This is a genomic window from Sulfitobacter sp. OXR-159, assembly GCF_034377145.1.
Taxonomy (GTDB): domain Bacteria; phylum Pseudomonadota; class Alphaproteobacteria; order Rhodobacterales; family Rhodobacteraceae; genus Sulfitobacter.
Genome location: NZ_CP139707.1, coordinates 3,264,952 through 3,281,717 on the forward strand (window position 1 = coordinate 3,264,952; position 16,766 = coordinate 3,281,717).

At 61.4% G+C, this 16,766-nt stretch carries 14 protein-coding genes; 6 read left to right on the forward strand and 8 right to left on the reverse strand.

Annotation, left to right across the window (positions count from 1 at the left end; translation table 11 throughout):
* Positions 1 to 40: 40 nt before the first annotated feature.
* Positions 41 to 748 (forward strand): HAD family hydrolase, encoded by a 708-nt coding sequence (locus T8A63_RS16740; protein WP_322344473.1) that lies wholly within the window; start codon positions 41 to 43, stop codon positions 746 to 748.
* Between the two features lie 265 nt (positions 749 to 1,013).
* Positions 1,014 to 2,486, forward strand: a complete 1,473-nt coding sequence (locus tag T8A63_RS16745; protein ID WP_322344474.1) for a D-alanyl-D-alanine carboxypeptidase family protein — start codon at positions 1,014 to 1,016, stop codon at positions 2,484 to 2,486.
* A gap of 123 nt (positions 2,487 to 2,609) precedes the next feature.
* On the opposite strand, the gene T8A63_RS16750 is transcribed toward T8A63_RS16745, so the two are convergent.
* From T8A63_RS16750 to T8A63_RS16765, 4 genes are read right to left on the reverse strand one after another with little or no spacing between them, the layout of a single operon-like run.
* Entirely contained in the window at positions 2,610 to 4,190 is a 1,581-nt protein-coding gene (locus tag T8A63_RS16750; protein WP_322344475.1) for an ABC transporter ATP-binding protein, read from the reverse strand.
* A complete protein-coding gene (locus T8A63_RS16755; protein WP_322344476.1) occupies positions 4,187 to 5,293 on the reverse strand; it encodes an ABC transporter permease in 1,107 nt (368 codons plus the stop codon). The genes T8A63_RS16750 and T8A63_RS16755 overlap by 4 nt, the downstream gene beginning before the upstream one ends.
* Positions 5,293 to 6,384, reverse strand: a complete 1,092-nt coding sequence (locus T8A63_RS16760; protein WP_322344477.1) for a microcin C ABC transporter permease YejB — start codon at positions 6,382 to 6,384, stop codon at positions 5,293 to 5,295. Before T8A63_RS16760 ends, T8A63_RS16755 begins: the two co-directional genes overlap by 1 nt.
* Before the next feature lie 9 nt (positions 6,385 to 6,393).
* Positions 6,394 to 8,328 (reverse strand): extracellular solute-binding protein, encoded by a 1,935-nt coding sequence (locus T8A63_RS16765; protein WP_416153220.1) that lies wholly within the window; start codon positions 8,326 to 8,328, stop codon positions 6,394 to 6,396.
* Between the two features lie 265 nt (positions 8,329 to 8,593).
* Between T8A63_RS16765 and T8A63_RS16770 the strand changes: the two genes are divergently transcribed.
* Positions 8,594 to 9,847 (forward strand): GAF domain-containing sensor histidine kinase, encoded by a 1,254-nt coding sequence (locus T8A63_RS16770; RefSeq protein WP_322344478.1) that lies wholly within the window; start codon positions 8,594 to 8,596, stop codon positions 9,845 to 9,847.
* A gap of 44 nt (positions 9,848 to 9,891) precedes the next feature.
* Here T8A63_RS16770 and T8A63_RS16775 read toward each other — a convergent pair whose 3' ends face one another.
* Entirely contained in the window at positions 9,892 to 10,713 is an 822-nt protein-coding gene (locus T8A63_RS16775; RefSeq protein WP_322344479.1) for an alpha/beta hydrolase, read from the reverse strand.
* 192 nt (positions 10,714 to 10,905) lie between these two features.
* Between T8A63_RS16775 and T8A63_RS16780 the strand changes: the two genes are divergently transcribed.
* Complete coding sequence (locus T8A63_RS16780) at positions 10,906 to 11,637, forward strand: hypothetical protein (RefSeq protein ID WP_300049913.1); 732 nt, start codon at positions 10,906 to 10,908, stop codon at positions 11,635 to 11,637.
* Between the two features lie 62 nt (positions 11,638 to 11,699).
* Here T8A63_RS16780 and T8A63_RS16785 read toward each other — a convergent pair whose 3' ends face one another.
* Complete coding sequence (locus tag T8A63_RS16785; RefSeq protein ID WP_067624897.1) at positions 11,700 to 12,200, reverse strand: c-type cytochrome; 501 nt, start codon at positions 12,198 to 12,200, stop codon at positions 11,700 to 11,702.
* Positions 12,201 to 12,354: 154 nt separating this feature from the next.
* Here T8A63_RS16785 and T8A63_RS16790 point away from each other — a divergent pair, with 154 nt between their 5' ends.
* The gene (locus T8A63_RS16790) at positions 12,355 to 13,212 is read left to right on the forward strand and encodes a prephenate dehydratase (protein WP_322344480.1); all 858 of its coding nucleotides are present in this window, start codon (positions 12,355 to 12,357) and stop codon (positions 13,210 to 13,212) included.
* 15 nt (positions 13,213 to 13,227) lie between these two features.
* Here the strand turns inward: T8A63_RS16790 and T8A63_RS16795 are convergent, their stop codons facing one another.
* Positions 13,228 to 13,701, reverse strand: coding sequence for an SRPBCC family protein (locus tag T8A63_RS16795; protein ID WP_067624890.1), 474 nt, complete (start codon positions 13,699 to 13,701; stop codon positions 13,228 to 13,230).
* A gap of 72 nt (positions 13,702 to 13,773) precedes the next feature.
* Positions 13,774 to 14,742: an NAD(+) diphosphatase gene (gene nudC / locus T8A63_RS16800; RefSeq protein ID WP_322344481.1), complete on the reverse strand. Its 969-nt coding sequence runs from the start codon at positions 14,740 to 14,742 to the stop codon at positions 13,774 to 13,776.
* A 166-nt stretch (positions 14,743 to 14,908) separates the two neighbouring features.
* Here nudC and T8A63_RS16805 point away from each other — a divergent pair, with 166 nt between their 5' ends.
* Positions 14,909 to 16,753, forward strand: a complete 1,845-nt coding sequence (locus T8A63_RS16805; protein ID WP_322344482.1) for a 5'-nucleotidase C-terminal domain-containing protein — start codon at positions 14,909 to 14,911, stop codon at positions 16,751 to 16,753.
* The last annotated feature ends 13 nt before the right edge of the window (positions 16,754 to 16,766 follow it).

Genomic DNA, 16,766 nt, shown 5'->3' on the forward strand with positions numbered 1-16,766 from the left:
TATATAACCCCTGAACCAATTTAGGAAAGAGGCAGCACATATGGGCGGGGCACTCACCACCATCGGTTTCGATGCGGATGACACATTGTGGCATAATGAACGCTACTTTGCACTCTCTCACGACCGTTTTGCAGCCCTTCTGGCCGAACATAGTGAACGCGACCACCTGATGGCACGACTTTTGGAAGCCGAGCGGCGCAATTTGCCGCATTACGGCTACGGGATCAAAGGTTTCACCCTGTCGATGATCGAGACCGCAATCGAGGTGACAGAGGGCAAAGTCCCCGCCGAGGTGATCGGTGACCTGCTCGCCGCCGGGCGCGAGATGCTGGACCATCCGATTGAACTGCTGCCCCATGTCGAAGACGTGCTGGAAACCCTGCGCGGTGATTACCGGCTGATCGTGGTGACCAAAGGCGACCTGCTGGATCAAGAGCGCAAACTGGCGCAATCGGGCCTGCGAGAGAGGTTCGATGCGGTCGAAATCGTCTCTCGCAAGACCGAAGCCGCCTATCGCCACATTTTTAAGCAGCATGGGCAAGGCGCCGCGCGGGGGCTGATGGTCGGCAACTCACTGGCCTCCGATGTACGCCCGATGATCGAGGCGGGCGGCTGGGGCGTCTACGTGCCCCATGACCTCACATGGGCGATGGAACACGCCGAACCGCCAACCAATTCACCACGTTTTGTTGAAATTAAAGATCTTTCCGGCCTCCCAGAGACGGTGAAAAAGATCGTTTCGGGGTGACTCGCCCGGGCCGGTGAGTCGCCTCTGCGGCCCAGCCAAAAACGCCCCACTGCGGGCCAATTTACGCCTAATTCTTGCCTTATTCGCGCTTATAGTGGGTCAATGTGCGCAAGCCTCTACATATTGGAGAAGAGATCCGTCCTTTTTTACCCTGTCCATCGGATTCGACGGCTTCCGCGATGCGCCGTCCTATGCTAGCCTTGAACCAATCAATAAATGGTCAGCCAGAAAAACGGCGACTTGAGGCAGTAAAAGGCAGGCAAATATGAAGGCTCGGCGCATTCAGCCGGCCCGTTACGGGCTATTTCTATTCGCAGCACTCTGGGTTCTGGTCATCCTACCCCTCAGCGCCATGGCAGCCCCCTATGCCGCCTATGTCATCGATGCCCGCACCGGCAAAGAAATCCACGCAGAGAACGCCGACACGCGCCTCCACCCGGCCTCCCTGACCAAGATGATGACCCTCTACATCGCTTTCCAAGCGGTCGAACGTGGGGAACTCTCACTGGATACTCAAGTAACGATCTCCAAGAACGCCGCCTCAGAGCCGCCCAGCAAACTGGGCATGCGTCCGGGCCAAAAAATCGCCCTGCGCTACCTGATCCGCGCCGCCGCCGTGAAATCGGCCAATGATGCCGCCACCGCGATCGGCGAAGCCATCGAAGGGTCCGAGGCCGCCTTTGCCCGCCGAATGAACCGCACCGCCAAACAGCTTGGCATGACGCGCACCACCTTCAAGAATATGCACGGGCTGACCGAAAGCGGCCACCTCTCCACCGCGCGCGATATGACGGCTCTGGGCCGCCACCTGCTCTATGATTACCCGCAGTACTACAACCTGTTTTCGCGCATCACCGCCGATGCGGGCGTGCGCAAGGTCTCCCACACTAACCGCCGGTTTCTGGGGTCTTACAAAGGCGCCGATGGCATCAAAACCGGCTATACCCGCGCCGCCGGCTTCAACCTGACGGCCTCGGCCGAGCGTGGCAACGAACGGATCATCGTGACCGTCTTCGGGGGCAAATCCACCGCCTCGCGCAACGCCAAAGTGGCCGAGTTGATGGACCTTGGCTTCCGCCGCGCCCCCTCTTCGGCCCCCCTGCGCAAACCAGTGCCCCTGGTCTACGCCGATGTCGAAGACACGCCCGCGGCCCCCGGTGCCGCAGGCAAAACGATCCGCCTTGTCGGAGCCGTCACCACCTCCAAACGCCCGCAACTCCGCCCCCGCAGCGAGGTCGTGGTCGTCGCCACTGCGGCAGCCCCCGAAGCAACCAGCACCGTCTCCAACAGCGACATCACGGCAGCCCTACGCGAAGCGGTGCAAACCGCGCCAACCCCGCCCGCCGCCGCGCCCACACCAGAGATCAAAGACGCCGAAGTCGTCATCGCCACCGCGCAGGCCTCCCCCCGCCCCGAACCGCGGCCCAAAGACGTAACGCTGACCGTACAGCAGGCGGTAGAGCAAGAAATCGTGACCCGCGTCTCCACCTCGGGCGGTCGCCACTGGGGGGTCAACGTGGGCCGCTTCCCCAGCCGCTACGCCGCCGAGAAGATCCTGCTGAAAACCGCACTGGCCGAAATGTCGACGCTTGATGGCACATTGCGCAAAGTGGTGCAGCGCCCGCAGGGCTATGACGCGAACTTCCTCGGCCTGTCACGCGAAAGCGCCGACCTCGCCTGCCGCCGTCTGGCCGCGCGCAACGTCAGCTGCTTCATGATCGGCCCGAGCGAAGGCTAAACGCCGCCGCCCCTCAGGCGACGCCCCCCAATCTTCATCCTTTTGAAAATACCGCGGGGGAATCGCGCCCCCGGCGCGATGGGGGCAGCGCCCCCTCTCCCTCCCCGCACTTACGACGCTTGCTTAACCAGCCGCCTGCAACAGCTTGCGCGTATAGTCGGTCTGCGGATTGTCATAAAGCGCATCAACGTCGCCGTATTCCACCACATCGCCGCGCTTCATCACCATCACCTTGTGCGACATTGCCCGCACGACCTTTAGATCGTGACTGATGAACAGATAAGTGAGCCCGTATTTCGCCTGCAACTCCCGCAGCAAATCAACGATCTGCACCTGCACCGTCATGTCCAAGGCCGAGGTTGGCTCATCCAGAACCAGCAGCTTCGGCCGCAGTACCATGGCGCGGGCGATGGCGATCCGCTGGCGCTGGCCGCCGGAAAACTCATGCGGGTAGCGGTCCATCGTCGCGGGGTCGAGCCCCACTTCGGTCATCACCTCGGCCACCAGCGCGCGTTTATCGCGCCCCTTGTCGACCTTGTGGATCGCCAGCCCTTCCGAGATAATCTGGAAACAGGTCATCCGCGGGCTGAGCGAACCGAAGGGGTCCTGAAAGACGATCTGCATGTCGGCACGCAGGCGGCGCAGCTTTTTAGTGGACCATTTGCGCAGGTCCTCGCCACGAAAAGTCACCTCCCCTTCCGAGCCGATGAGCCGCATGATCGCCAGCGCCGCGGTGGTCTTGCCCGAGCCGCTTTCGCCGACGATGCCAAGCGTTTCGCCCGCGCGGATCGACAGGCTGGTGTCGTTGACGGCCTTCACATGGCCCACGGTACGACGCAGCAGGCCCTTCTGGATCGGGAACCAAACCTTAAGGTTGTCGGTCCGCAGCACTTCGGGCGCATCCGCCGCCACGGGGGCCGGCGCGCCGGTGGGCTCGGCGCCGAGCAGTTTGCGTGTATAGGGGTGTTGCGGATTGTCGAAAATCTCGGCGGTCGGCCCCTCTTCGACGACCAGCCCTTTCTGCATGACAAAGACCCGGTCAGCGATGCGCCGTACGATCCCGAGGTCATGGGTAATGAACAAAAGCCCCATCCCCATCTCATCCTTCAGCTCTTTCAACAGGTCGAGAATCTGCGCCTGAATGGTCACGTCGAGCGCCGTGGTTGGCTCATCCGCGATCAAGATGTCGGGCTTGTTGGCCAGCGCCATCGCGATCATTACGCGCTGCCGCTGCCCGCCGGAAAGCTGGTGCGGATAGGCGCCCATGCGGCTCTCCGCGTCATTGATGCCGACCTGTTCCAAGAGGCTCAACACCCGCGCCCGCGCCTCGGCCCCCTGCAATCCCTGATGCAGCGCCAGCGACTCCGCCAGTTGCTTTTCGATCGTGTGCAGCGGGTTGAGCGAGGTCATCGGCTCTTGAAAAATGAACGAGATGTCGTTGCCGCGCACCTTATGCAGCAGCTTGTCATCCGCGCCGATCATCTCTTGCCCGTCATAGGTGACCGAGCCGCTGACCCGCGCGCTATCGCCCAAGAGCGACACCGTCGAGAGCGCCGAGACCGACTTGCCCGAGCCGCTTTCGCCCACCAGAGCCACCGTCTCTCCCCGGTTCACGGCAAAGCTGACCCCGCGCACCGCCGGCATCAACTGCCCGTCCTGCCGAAAAAAAACCTGCAGGTCTTTGACGTCCAACAAAGCAGTCACGAGAAGGTCTTTCTGGGATCGAATGCGTCGCGGATGCCTTCAAAGATGAAGACCAGCAGCGACAACATGATGGCAAAGGTAAAGAAGGCCGAGAAGGCCAGCCAAGGCGCTTGCAGGTTCTGCTTAGCTTGCAGCGTCAATTCCCCCAGCGACGGCGCCGAGGACGGCAGGCCGAAGCCCAAGAAGTCGAGCGTCGCCAGCGTGGAAATCGTGCCCGTGATGATAAACGGCAGCATGGTCAGCGTCGCCACCATCGCGTTGGGCAACATATGGCGCAGCATGATGGTGCCGTTGCCCACCCCAAGCGCACGGGCAGCGCGGACGTATTCAAGGTTGCGTGCGCGCAGGAATTCGGCCCGCACCACGCCCACCAGCGCCGTCCATGAGAACAGCACCAAGAGGATCACTAAGAGCCAGAAACTTCGCCCCAGAATCGCGAACATAATGATGATCACGTAGAGCGACGGGGTTGAGGACCAAATCTCGATGATGCGCTGAAAGATCAGATCGAGCCAGCCGCCGAAGAAGCCCTGCACCGCACCCGCCAGAATGCCGATGATCGACGCCGCCCCGGTGACGATCAGGGTGAACACCACCGAAAGCCGGAAACCATGAATCACCCGTGCCATAACATCGCGTTTGGTGCCGTCGGTCCCGAGCCAGTTCTGCCCATTGGGCGGCAGCGGTGCGGCACCGGGGCGGTCCACGGCGGTGTCGAAGGAATAGGGAATGACGGGCCAAAGCGCCCAGCCCTTATCGATCGCTTCGCCTTCAACCTCGCCATCCTCGGCGTCGAGGATATAGCCCTCAGGATCGTCGAAACAGGCATCCAATCCGCCAGTGGCAATGAGGCATTGCACCTCCGGGTCGCGATAGGCGGCTTCGGTCTGGAAATCCCCGCCAAAAGCGGTCTCGGGGTAGAAATTGAAGATCGGCGCGTAATACTCGCCGCGGTAGCTCACGAGGATCGGCTTGTCGTTGGCCACGAACTCGGCCAGCAGCGAAATGCCAAAAAGGATCGCGAAAATCCACAACGACCAATAGGCACGGCGGTTCGCGGTGAAATTGCGCCAGCGGCGCTGGTTCAGGGGGGACAGCGCCATCAGCCTTCCCTCTTCTCAAAGTCGATGCGCGGGTCGACGAGCACATACATCATGTCCGACAAAATGCCGACGACAAGGCCGATGAGGCCAAAGATGAAGAGCGTCCCGAAGACAATCGGATAGTCGCGCGCAACCGCTGCCTCAAAACCCAGACGCCCCAACCCATCAAGGCTAAAGATCGTCTCGATAATGATCGACCCGCCGAAGAAGACCGAGATGAAGACCGCCGGAAAACTGGCGATCACGATCAGCATCGCGTTGCGAAAAACATGCCCGTAAAGCACCTTGCGCTCTGACAGGCCTTTGGCGCGGGCGGTGATGACATATTGCTTTTTGATCTCGTCCAGAAAGCTGTTCTTGGTCAGCAGCGTTAGCGTGGCAAAGGCCGAGATGGTCGAGGCCAGTACCGGCAGCGTGATGTGCCAGAAATAGTCGGACACCTTGCCCAAGGGGCTGAGGCTGTCGAAATTATCCGAGGTCAGGCCACGCAGCGGGAAGATCTGCCAGTAAGACCCACCGGCAAAGAGCACCAGCAGCAGGATGGCAAAGAGGAAACCGGGGATCGCATAGGCCGCAATGATAGCGCCCGAGGTCCAGGTATCGAACCGGCTTCCGTCGCGAACCGCTTTGCGAATGCCTAGGGGGATCGACACCAAGTGGGCGATCAGCGTTGACCAAAGCCCAAGCGTGATCGAGACCGGGAGCTTTTCCTTGATCAGGTCGATCACACTGATGGCACGGAAGTAACTCTCGCCGAAATCAAGCCGCATGTAGTTCCACAGCATGTGAAAGAACCGCTCCACGGGGGGTTTGTCGAAGCCGAATTCCTTCTCCAACTCCTCGATTAACTCAGGCGGCAACCCGCGCGCGCCGACATAGGTACTGTCAGACCCGCGTGCCATCGTGTCGACCCCGGCGTCGTTGTTGCCCCCGGCAAAGCCGCCAAAGATATCGCCGCCGCCCTGTATCCGCGCGATGGCCTGCTCGACCGGGCCACCGGGGACGAATTGCACCAAGGCAAAGTTGACCAGCATGATGCCGAACAAGGTCGGGATCACCAGCAACAGCCGTCTGAGAATATAAGCACCCATGAGGTCGCTTTACCGCAAGGCGCCGGAGGCGCGCAATTGCTGCGCGCGGTCTTCGTCATACCACCAGAAATCGAGGTAGCCCAAAGCATAGGACGGAATCTCGGGGTGGTCGTATTGGTCGTAATAGGCAACCCAATAGCTGTCGTTGTACCATGTGGGGATCATGAAGAATTCATGCCGCAGCGCCCGATCCAGAGCCATCAGAGCCGCATCTTCGTCCTCTGCCGTTTCGGCATCGAGCGAGGCTTCGATGATCGCGTCGACCAGCGGGCTGGCAAGCCCTGCGGGGTTGAACAGCGAAAATTCCGCCGCCTCGGACCCGTAGCGCTGCGACAGACCGGTGCCGGTGCCAAGGAAGGCGGCATAGGCGTCATAGATCATGTCATAGTCGCGGTCCCGCTCGCGGGCGGTGTATTGCGAACTGTCCACCTTCTCCAGCCGCGCGTCGATGCCGATGGATTGCAGGTTGCCCACAAAATTTTCGATCACCGCCGAAATCGTCGGCGACCCGGCGGAGTTCATCAGGAAGTTCAGCCGCAGGGGTTCGCCCGCCTCATTGACACGCATGCCGTTCTGCACGGTCCAACCCGCATCCTCCAACAGCTTGGACGCCTGCCGCGCGTTGCGGCGGTCCAACAGGCGGCTGGGGTCTGAGGTATGCGGCACCACGGCAGGCGCGCTCAACAGCTCCCCCGGCACCAGATCGCCAAGGCTTTCCAGAAGCGCCAGTTCCGCCCCCTCGGGCGCGGCCCCGGCCATCAGCGGCGTGTCTTGCGTGAACGAGGCGCGGTGGCTGAAGAGCCCGTATTGCAGCGACTCGTTGGTCCATTCAAAGTTGAACATCAGTGCCACAGCCTCGCGCACACGGCGGTCCTGCAGCGTCTCGCGGCCGAGGTTAAAGATGATCCCCGATGGCGTGGGGGGCGAGCCGTCGGGCAGCTCGGCCTTGACGATGTCGCCGTCACTCACCTTGGAGAAGTCGTAGCCCGTGGCCCATTTCTTTGAATCCCCTTCGGCGCGGAAGGTGTATTCGCCCGCCTTGAACGCCTCAAAGGCCGAAGTGTCGTCGCTGAAAATCTCCAGCCGGATGCGGTCGAAATTCATGCGGCCACGGTTGATCGGCAGGTCGCGGCCCCAGTAGTCGGGGTTGCGTTTCAGCACGATGCGCTTGGTCAGATCGACGCTTTCGACCATATAGGCGCCCGATCCGGGGGGCGGGTCCATCCAGCTGTCTTTAAGGGTGTTGCCGGTTTCCTCGAACCAATGTTTCGGCCATGCGGGCACGCCGCCCACCGTCTCGATCAGGCTGCGGCGGGAGATACCGTCGGCAAAGTGGAACTTCACCGTGTGGTCGTCCAGCGCCTCGACCTTGGGGATGCGCTTACGCACCGCGTCGGCATAGGACTTCAGACCCTCATCCAAGAGCAAGTTGTGCGAAAACACGATGTCATGCGCGGTCACCGGCGTGCCGTCCGAAAACGTCGCCTCGGGGCGCATGTGGAAGGTCACCCAAGACTTGTCCTCGGGATACTCAAGGCCTTCGCACAGCAGGCAGTAGCTTTCGCCATAGACATCCGCTGGCAGCGGCTCACCCGATGGGGCCTCGCCCAGCAGGCTTTCAAACCCGAAGATCGAGAACAGGTGCGCACGGCCCTTGCCGGAATAGGGGTTCATCGAATCCAGCGTGCCCACGAAGGGGATCGAGATTTCCCCGCCCTTGGGTGCATCGGGGTTCACATAGTTAAAATGCTCGAAATCCGCCGGGTAGGTCAGATCGCCATAAAATGAATAGCCATGGCTTTTGATGACCTCCTGCTCCTGCTCCTGCGCCGCGGCGGCACCGGCCAAGAGGGCCGCCACCATCAGCGTCAGCGTCGCGAGCCATAGCGGCAGGTCATCAAAGACCGAAGGGCGGGTCGCGGCGCGGGTCTGGGCACGGGGCATAGGTCACTCCTTGGCGTGGCATAGTCCGGGTAGGCGTCATCTAGGCTAACGCTGTGAGATGCCAAGATACAAGTTGCGAATATGTAAGGTTGCCCTGCACGGGCGGTCCACCGCGGAGGTTGCCCCATCGAAGGGCGATTTCCCCCGCTTCCGCTCGCGAGAATGTGTAGCCCGACGCCCGGGAACTTCGCAGGCCAGCCGATTTCTCGCCCCAAAATTAACAGATTCTTCACTCAAGTTAACGATGCGTAAACTGGAGCAGACGATGAGAACCTACCCGATTCCCTTTAACGAAGAAGCCCGCTTGCGCGCCGTTTTTGATGTGCCCGGCCTCACAGCCGAGAACGAAGCTTTGTTCGACACTATCTGCGAGGCCACCCGCCGTCTGCTTGACTGTCCGATTGCACATATCAGCGTCGTGGAGGCCGAAACCCAATGGTACAAATCCGTGGTTGGCTACCCGCTGGAACCGATGCCGAAAGACACCGGGTTTTGCAGCCATACGATCATGTCGGACGTGCCACTGGTGGTGCCCGACCTCAGCAAAGACCCCCGATTTGAGCGCCACCCCATGGTTGCCAAGGGCGGACCCGAGGCGCGCTATTACTGCGGCGTGCCACTGATCCTGTCCTCGGGCCACCGCTTTGGCAGCCTCTGCGCGCTGGACCTGCAACCGCACGAACAGCCCTCCGAGAAACAGATCGCCCTGTTGGAAGACCTTGGCCGTATGGTCGTCGCGGCGCTTGAGCGCAGCCAGCCGAACGCCCCTGAGCTAAAGGCCGACACCAGCGCCGAATCCACCTTTTTAACGCTGGTAGGTCACGAACTGCGAACACCGCTCACGGTTCTCTTCGGCAGCCTGCGTATGTTGGAGGCTAAAGCCGAACAAGGGGTGAACCCGCTGCTGATTCGCTCTGCCCGACGGTCTGTCGACCACCTCAGCGCGTTGATCGAGACGATCATATCCTACAGCAATGTCAGCACCGGAGAGCTGCGCCTGAACGAGCGGAAATGCAATCTGAACGATCTTTTGCAATCAGTTTCGGCCCTGCATTTCGCCACCACAGATGCGACCACGAAAACCATCACTCTGCGCGACAGCCTGCCGCTTGAGGAAATGCACATAGATGGCGACCAGATCGAATTGGCAGTGACGGCCTTGGTTCTGAACTCCGTGCTACACGGGGGCAGTGAGATCGCGCTAGGGACGTTCAAAGACGTCGAGGGCAATATCGAGATTTCGATCACCGACAATGGCTCTTTTGACGATCACGTCGACCTTGCCGAGCTTTACAAACCCTTTGTCGTCGGCGGCATGATGGACCATCGCAGCACCAAGGGCGGGCTGGGCCTTGGCCTGCCGCTGACCCGCAAGCTGATCGAAATGCACGGCGGGGATTTCGAGGTGCATGTAGAGGCGGGCCGCAGCCGCGCCGTGATCCGCCTGCCCGCGTGGCGCTGCGACATCGGCGGGATCGCCGCGGCAAACGTCGCCGCCCCGGTGATCGCGGCTCAGTAATTTTGAAGCGCGGGGAGCGCACTATGCCGCGCCCCGCTCTTTGCTCAGGCTCCGTCGACCGTGCGGATCAATGCGTTGATCTCTTCCGCCAATAGGTCCGGGTGATCCTCAGGCGTGAAGTGTTTGCCCCCTTCGATCCGCCGCAGCGGTGCATTCAGATCTTTCGCCAGCCGCTCCCCATATTCGAGCTTTTGAAACTCATCGGCCGCGCCCCAAACGATCCGAGCGGGGATGTTGAGCGTGGGCAGCTTGTCCGCGATGGCCTTGGTATCTTCCACGTCCAGCGACTGCGCCTGCCGGACAAAGGCTTCGGCCTCTCCATGTTGGGCGTAATGCGGGGCATGGGCGTCAAAGGCAGCCTCGGCGGCGGCGTCGGTCTCATGCCCCTTGGAGAACATCATCTTCAGCAACTGGTGGAACGACCCATCGGGCGCATGTTTCGCCACGCCGCCAGTCTTGGCCACGGCGCTGACCAGCGGCACGGGCCATGAATCATAGCTGATCGCATTCGTCAAAAGCAGCCCGCTGACCATTCCAGGATGACGCACCGCTGCAATTTGCGCGACACCGCCGCCAAGGTCATGCGCGGCAAGGATCGCACGCGAGATACCCTGATCGCGCATCCAAGCGACCAAATAGTCCGCCTGGGCCGAGACCGAAATATCACGCCCTTCGCCCTGCGGGATAGAGGCACCATACCCCGGCATTTCCCAAGCGAGCACCCGGCGCCCGGTGACCTTCGGGGCGACATCCCGCCAAAGCGCGGGGCATGTGGGAATACCGTGAAGCAGGATGACAGGATCACCCGCCCCCGTCTCTTCCCAACGCATTTCGATCCCATTGACCGTGGTTGTATGACTTTGCATGTCGCGTCTCCTTTCGGTGTGGACGTTTCATGGCCCAACACCCGCATGAAGAAGACGTTCCGCCGCGCCCAAGAGCGCCAAGGTATCAGTAAGGGATAATCGGAGCCGTTTGACCACGGGCTTCACTTCCAGCTACGGTAATTTCATATCATCAATGTCTATCGATCTAAAAATCTATATTGAGGACTAAAAATGGCAGAGCTGATTGGCGCTGAAGGATTTGACAGAGACATACTTTTCAATCCGTCTCCATGGCGTGAACTCATCATGACACAGAATGAACTATTCGATCCAGCTACGCTGTACGATATTTCCGATCGGTTGCGTCGGGAGTTCCACCACGGGCATATGCCAAATCGCAAAATGCCAGAGATACCCCGAGAAAACTGGCATACTGACCTTCTTGCCCCCTATTTGTCCAAGACAATAGGCTATGACCTTCCCTGCCTAATATCCGCTGACCGCACTGCCCGAGGTCGCATTATGCTATGCGCCCAAGATCCCAAACGAGAAGGCGATGAACCAATTCTTTCGGTTGGAACGTTTTTCGGGATTGATAGTGACTATCACCGTTGTCGGCGTCATTGGGGCATGATTTGGCAACTGATTAGACGTTGTGTCTTTTCAGGTTACGATGTCTGGGCCACAGATGCCGTTAAACTTTATGCAGGCCGAAATGTCATACGGAAGGACAGAGCGCTACGTGAACTATGTTTTTCTGTCATTCGACAAGAGGTAGAAGCATTTCAACCAGACCGCATCCTTGCGATTGGGAATGACGCTCGCGACGCATTGGTTGCTGCGGGAACGCAGTCTCCGGTTGTTCATGTTGTTCACCCAACAGCGCGCGGCCTCACAGGCCCTTTTAAGGACCGCCTTGAGTTATATTGGGAAGCATTAGGCGGGAATGCCTTAACCGCATAGCCGCGCCCAAACGCAAAAGCCGCCCCAGAGGGCGGCTTTCACTCACGCAATGCAGCGTGGAATTAGTTGGAAACGCTTTGTAGGTAAGCGATCACGTCAGCGCGGTCTTCGACTTTACGCAGACCGGCGAAACCCATGGTGGTGCCGGGGGCATAGCCTTTGGGGCTCGTGAGGAAGGCGCTCAGCTCTTCCGGGGTCCATGCACCTTCGAGCGAGGTCAGAGCGCCGGAATACCCGAAACCGTCAACCGAGGCGATATCGCGGTCGACCACACCGTCAAGGTGCGGACCAACGGCGTTGGAGCCGTCGACCTTGTGGCACGCGGCGCATTTGCGGAACACTTTAGAGCCGCTGTCGGCATCGCCTTCGGCCATCACGGCGGTAAAGTCGATCTCTTCGCCGCCTTCGTCACCACCGGCATCGGCCACTTCGATCACATAGGACGCTTCCCCATGTGCATCGGCGTGGTAAATCTCTTCCCCCGCCCATTTGCCCAGCAGAAGTACCAACCAGGCGCCGAATACGCCGGCTGCGATTTTGGTCAGGGTCATTGTATCGAACATGCGTCAGGGTCCATCACTTGGTATTGGCACCATGGGCGGGCCATGGTTCTTGGCATCGTTGCCCGCGTATCTATTGCTTTCCCTTGGCGCAGGCAAGGTGTAGTTACCGCGACCAATTGCCCTTCTCCGCGCCTTTTGCAGCAGGATACGATCCATGACCGCCCAGACCACGCCGCGCATCGCCTTCCAAGGGGCCCTTGGCGCCTATAGTCACGAGGCCTGCCTTCAAGCCTGCCCCGACATGGAACCGGTGCCCTGCCAGTCGTTCGAAGGCGTGATCCGCGCCGTAAATGAAGGGCGCGCCGAACTGGCGATGCTGCCGGTGGAGAACACGACCTATGGCCGTGTGGCCGATATCCACCGCCTGCTGCCGGAAAGCGGGCTGCATATCATCGGCGAAGCTTTCGTCCGGGTGCGCATCGCTCTGATGGCCCGCCCCGGCGTGGCATTAAAAGACATCAAACATGTCCGCGCGCATCTGGTGCTGCTGCCGCAGGCGCGCAGTTTCTTGCAGCAACATGGCATCACCTCTGAACCCGCCGCCGATTCCGCCGGGGCCGCCGCCGAACTGGCCGCGACCGAGGGCAGCACCGATGGCGTTCTGGCAGGCGAGGTCGCGGCAGAGATCAACGGCCTGACCGTGCTGGCCCGCGATATCGAGGATATGGACCACAACACCACCCGCTTTCTGCTGATGGCCCCGCAGATCGACCTTTCGCGCCGGGCCGAGCGGATGCTGACCACCTTCGTCTTCGAGGTGCGCAACATTCCCGCCGCGCTTTACAAGGCGATGGGGGGCTTTGCGACCAATGGGGTGAACATGACCAAGCTCGAAAGCTATATGGTCGGCGGGTCCTTCACCGCGACACAGTTCTACGCCGATATCGAGGGCCATCCCGCAGACCCGGCGGTGAAACGCGCGCTGGATGAATTGGGGTATTTCACCAATATGCTTGAGATTCTGGGGGCCTACCCCGCCCATCCCGACCGGGGCGCGCCGACCGGGATGTAGGCTGGGCGCGCAGGCTCAGACTTTGACGCCGCGGGCGTGACGCTCTTCCATACCGCGGGCATATTCCGCGACGCGGTCCTTGTATTTCTTGGTCAGGGTCGTCTTGGCCAGTTTGAGCGATTGCACCCAAAGCCGCGCGGAAAGCGTCAGCGGCTTGATCTCAAGCGCGACCAACACGCGCGTGCTGTTGCGCGACAGGGGCATCAGTTCAAAGGACATTTGCCCCGCCAACCCCTGCGACATGCTGTCGATCACCATCTCGTTGGGCCGGTCGAAGGTCACCATTTCAAGCGTCAGCTCGCGCCGCTTGCCGCGCAGGGGGAAGACCGCGTTCCACGTCATTCCCACACCGGGCTGATGCATCGTATCGGCGCGCTGCACCTCGGCACCGCGCCGCATGGCCGCCCGCTCAAAGCTCTCAAAATCGCACAACATGTCAAAGACCGCCTCAATCGGGGCTTCGACGTCTTCTTTGGTCGAGAATTTCATTCCGTCCGTTCCAATTCTTCTGCTCGCATTTGCCACCCCTGCCGCTTTGAGCGGGCCTGTTAGGTCGGTGTATCAGGTCAGTGTATCCGCAAGCCAGTTTTCCAGCAAGAAATGCGCGATGGCCCCGCGCCGGGCGGGCAACAGACGCGGGTGGCTTCCGGCAAAGACATCCATCATCTCTTCGCGGGTGACCCAAAGCGCGTCTTCGATCTCAACCGGCTCAATGGTCAGGTCACGGCTCAGCGCTTCGCCAGCGCAACCCAACATCAGCGAGGCCGGAAAAGGCCATGGCTGGCTGGAAAGGTAGCTCACCGCGCCGACTTGCACCCCTGCTTCTTCAAAAACCTCCCGCCGCACGGCGGCCTCTACCGTCTCTCCCGGTTCGACAAAGCCTGCCAGCAGGGAATACATCCCCTCGGGCCAGCCGGGGGAGCGGCCCATGAGCACGGAGTTGCCATGGGTTATCAACATGATGACCACCGGGTCGGTGCGCGGGAAATGCGCGCCGCCGCAGTCGGGGCAGACGCGCTGCCATCCGCCTTGGGCCGGATCGGTCGCAGCGCCGCAGCGCGCGCAATGGCGGTGCGTTTCGTGCCAACCGAGGATCGCCTTGCCGCTGGCAGCCAGTTCGGCATCGCGCGGGTCAAGCCATGTCATCACCCGCCGCAACTCGGCGAATGCCATGTCATCGCCCAGCAGTGGGTGCCGCTGCTCGCTGGGGTCAAGGAACGCCCCCAGTTGCGATTGGTCCAGATCGGCAGGCTGCCAGCCTGAAATATCGACGGCAAAGCGCGCGGCCCCGTCCTCACGGCCCAGCAAGATCGGCGCGGCAGCGGCCTCTTGCAGCGCCGGGTGATCCATCGCCAATCGGACCAAACCGGCAGGGCGTTCAGGCGCGATCAGGGGTTTGCCACGCCAAAAGACGATGGCGCGCGCCGCAGGGTCGGCGCGAAGCTGCGCCAACGCTTCCGGGTTGCCACGTATCTCTCCCGCCCGATCAAGGGCCGAGCCTCCAAAGGTTACCGTCTCCGCGTGACGCATGGTGCTCTCCCGATACCGGCCCGATACAGGCTTTGTGCGTTTCGCCCAGCCATGCCACGGCGCAGGCGATATTGGCAATCCCAAGCCCCCTTGCCAGAGCGGTTGAAATCTGGTCATATCAAAACAGCTTTAGGTTGTGTAATTTTAACGAGTAATTCCCTTTACGGTGAACAAGCGCAGCACATATGTCACGGCCGGTGTCGTTCCCCCCGAGGGGGGCACCCCGGTCGGGGCACGTCTGCGCATATTGGCCACGACTGATTTGCACATGCAAATTGTAGGCCATGATTATGTGGGCGACCGTTCGGTGGGGCACCATGGGCTGGCCGGGGTTGCCACGCTGATCCGCGCCGCCCGGCAAGAGGCCGCTGAACAGGGCGCGGCCTGTCTCTTGCTCGACAATGGTGATCTGTTGCAGGGCAATGCCTTGGGCGACCAACTCGCCCAGATGCCGGTCACCCCCACGCATCCGCTTGTCGCCTGTGTAAACCATCTGCGATATGATGGATTGGGCTTGGGCAATCACGACCTTGATCATGGTCTGCCCTATCTGCGCGCCGTGGCGGGCGCGATTGATATGCCGCTGATCTCAACTAATTTGCATCTGACCGATCCCGGCCCCCTGCGCCGCTGGGCCGTTGTGTCATGCCTGCTGCCCGCTGTCGGGGGGCATCCCTCCTCTACGCTGCAGGTTGGCCTGCTCTCCGTTCTGCCGGGCCGAACGGCGATTTGGAACCGCGAGGTCTTGGAAGACGCGGCTGAGATCGTCAGCCCCCTCGAAAGCCTGCGCAGCGCCGCCCTGACGCTGCGGGCAGAGGGGGCCGACCTGATCGTGCTGCTGGCCCATATGGGCATCCCCCAAAAAGGAGAGATCGCCGCCGAAGAAGACATCTGCGCCTTGGCTCAGATCGAAGGGATCGACGCCGTGATTACCGGCCACACCCACCTTCGGTTTCCCGGCGCGGACCACGGCCCGCGCAAGGGGGTCGACACGCAGGCAGGCACCCTGTCCAACCGACCGGCGGCAATGCCGGGGTTTGGCGGGTCCGATTTGGCGGTGCTAGATTTGGCCCTTGAACGGGACGCACGGGGGGGTTGGCGGGTGTCGCAGCATCACAGCCACCTGCGCGACAACAGCGCGCAAACGCTGGCCGATCCCGTGGTGCTCAGTGCCGCGCGGATCAGTCACATTGGCACCCGCAAGCATCTGGAAGAGGTGGTCGGTCACACGGGGAGGCCGCTGCACAACTACTTTGCCCTTGCCATGCCCACCCCCATCGACGCGCTGACCGCCCGCGCGCAGGCCGAGGTGATACGCAAGGGCGTGGCGGGCACGGCAGACAGCGCATTGCCCATCCTCGCGGCCACGGCGGCACATACGGCGGGCGGGCGCGGCGGGCCCGAGCATTTTCTGCACATCCCCCCCGGTGCGGTGCAGCGCCGCCATATCGCCGGGCTGGTTCCTTATCAAAACGCGGTCTGGGCGCTGCGTATCACGGGGGCTGACCTCCGGCGACGGCTGGAAAAAGCGGCCGAGGTTTTCGCCCCGCTTGGCAGTGCGACAGGTCCGCTTCTCGACCCGTGCCGCCCGCCCTTTCACTGCGATACGATCTACGGCGTGACCTATGCAATCGACCCGCAGCGCCCCCGTGGGGCCCGTATCACCGCGCTGTCGTGGCAGGGGGTTCCTGTCGAGCCCGACCAACAGTTTCTATTGGCAACCAACCAGTTTCGCGCAGCGGGCGGCGGCGGATTTGACCGTACCCCCATCGCAGATGTCGCCCTGCGCAGCCCGCTGCCCCTGACAGACGCGCTGATTGCCGCCCTCGCCACGGGCCCGGACCACCCGTGGTCGGACGCCCTCCCATGGCACTTCGATGCGACCGGAGCGCAAGCGGTCCACTATACCTCACCGGGCGCACTGCCCTTTCTTAATGATATCGCGCACCTGTCGCCCGATCCCCGCGGAATGACGGCGTCGGGCTTTGCCCAGATTTGGATCCGCTTGTGAGGCTTGCACTTCG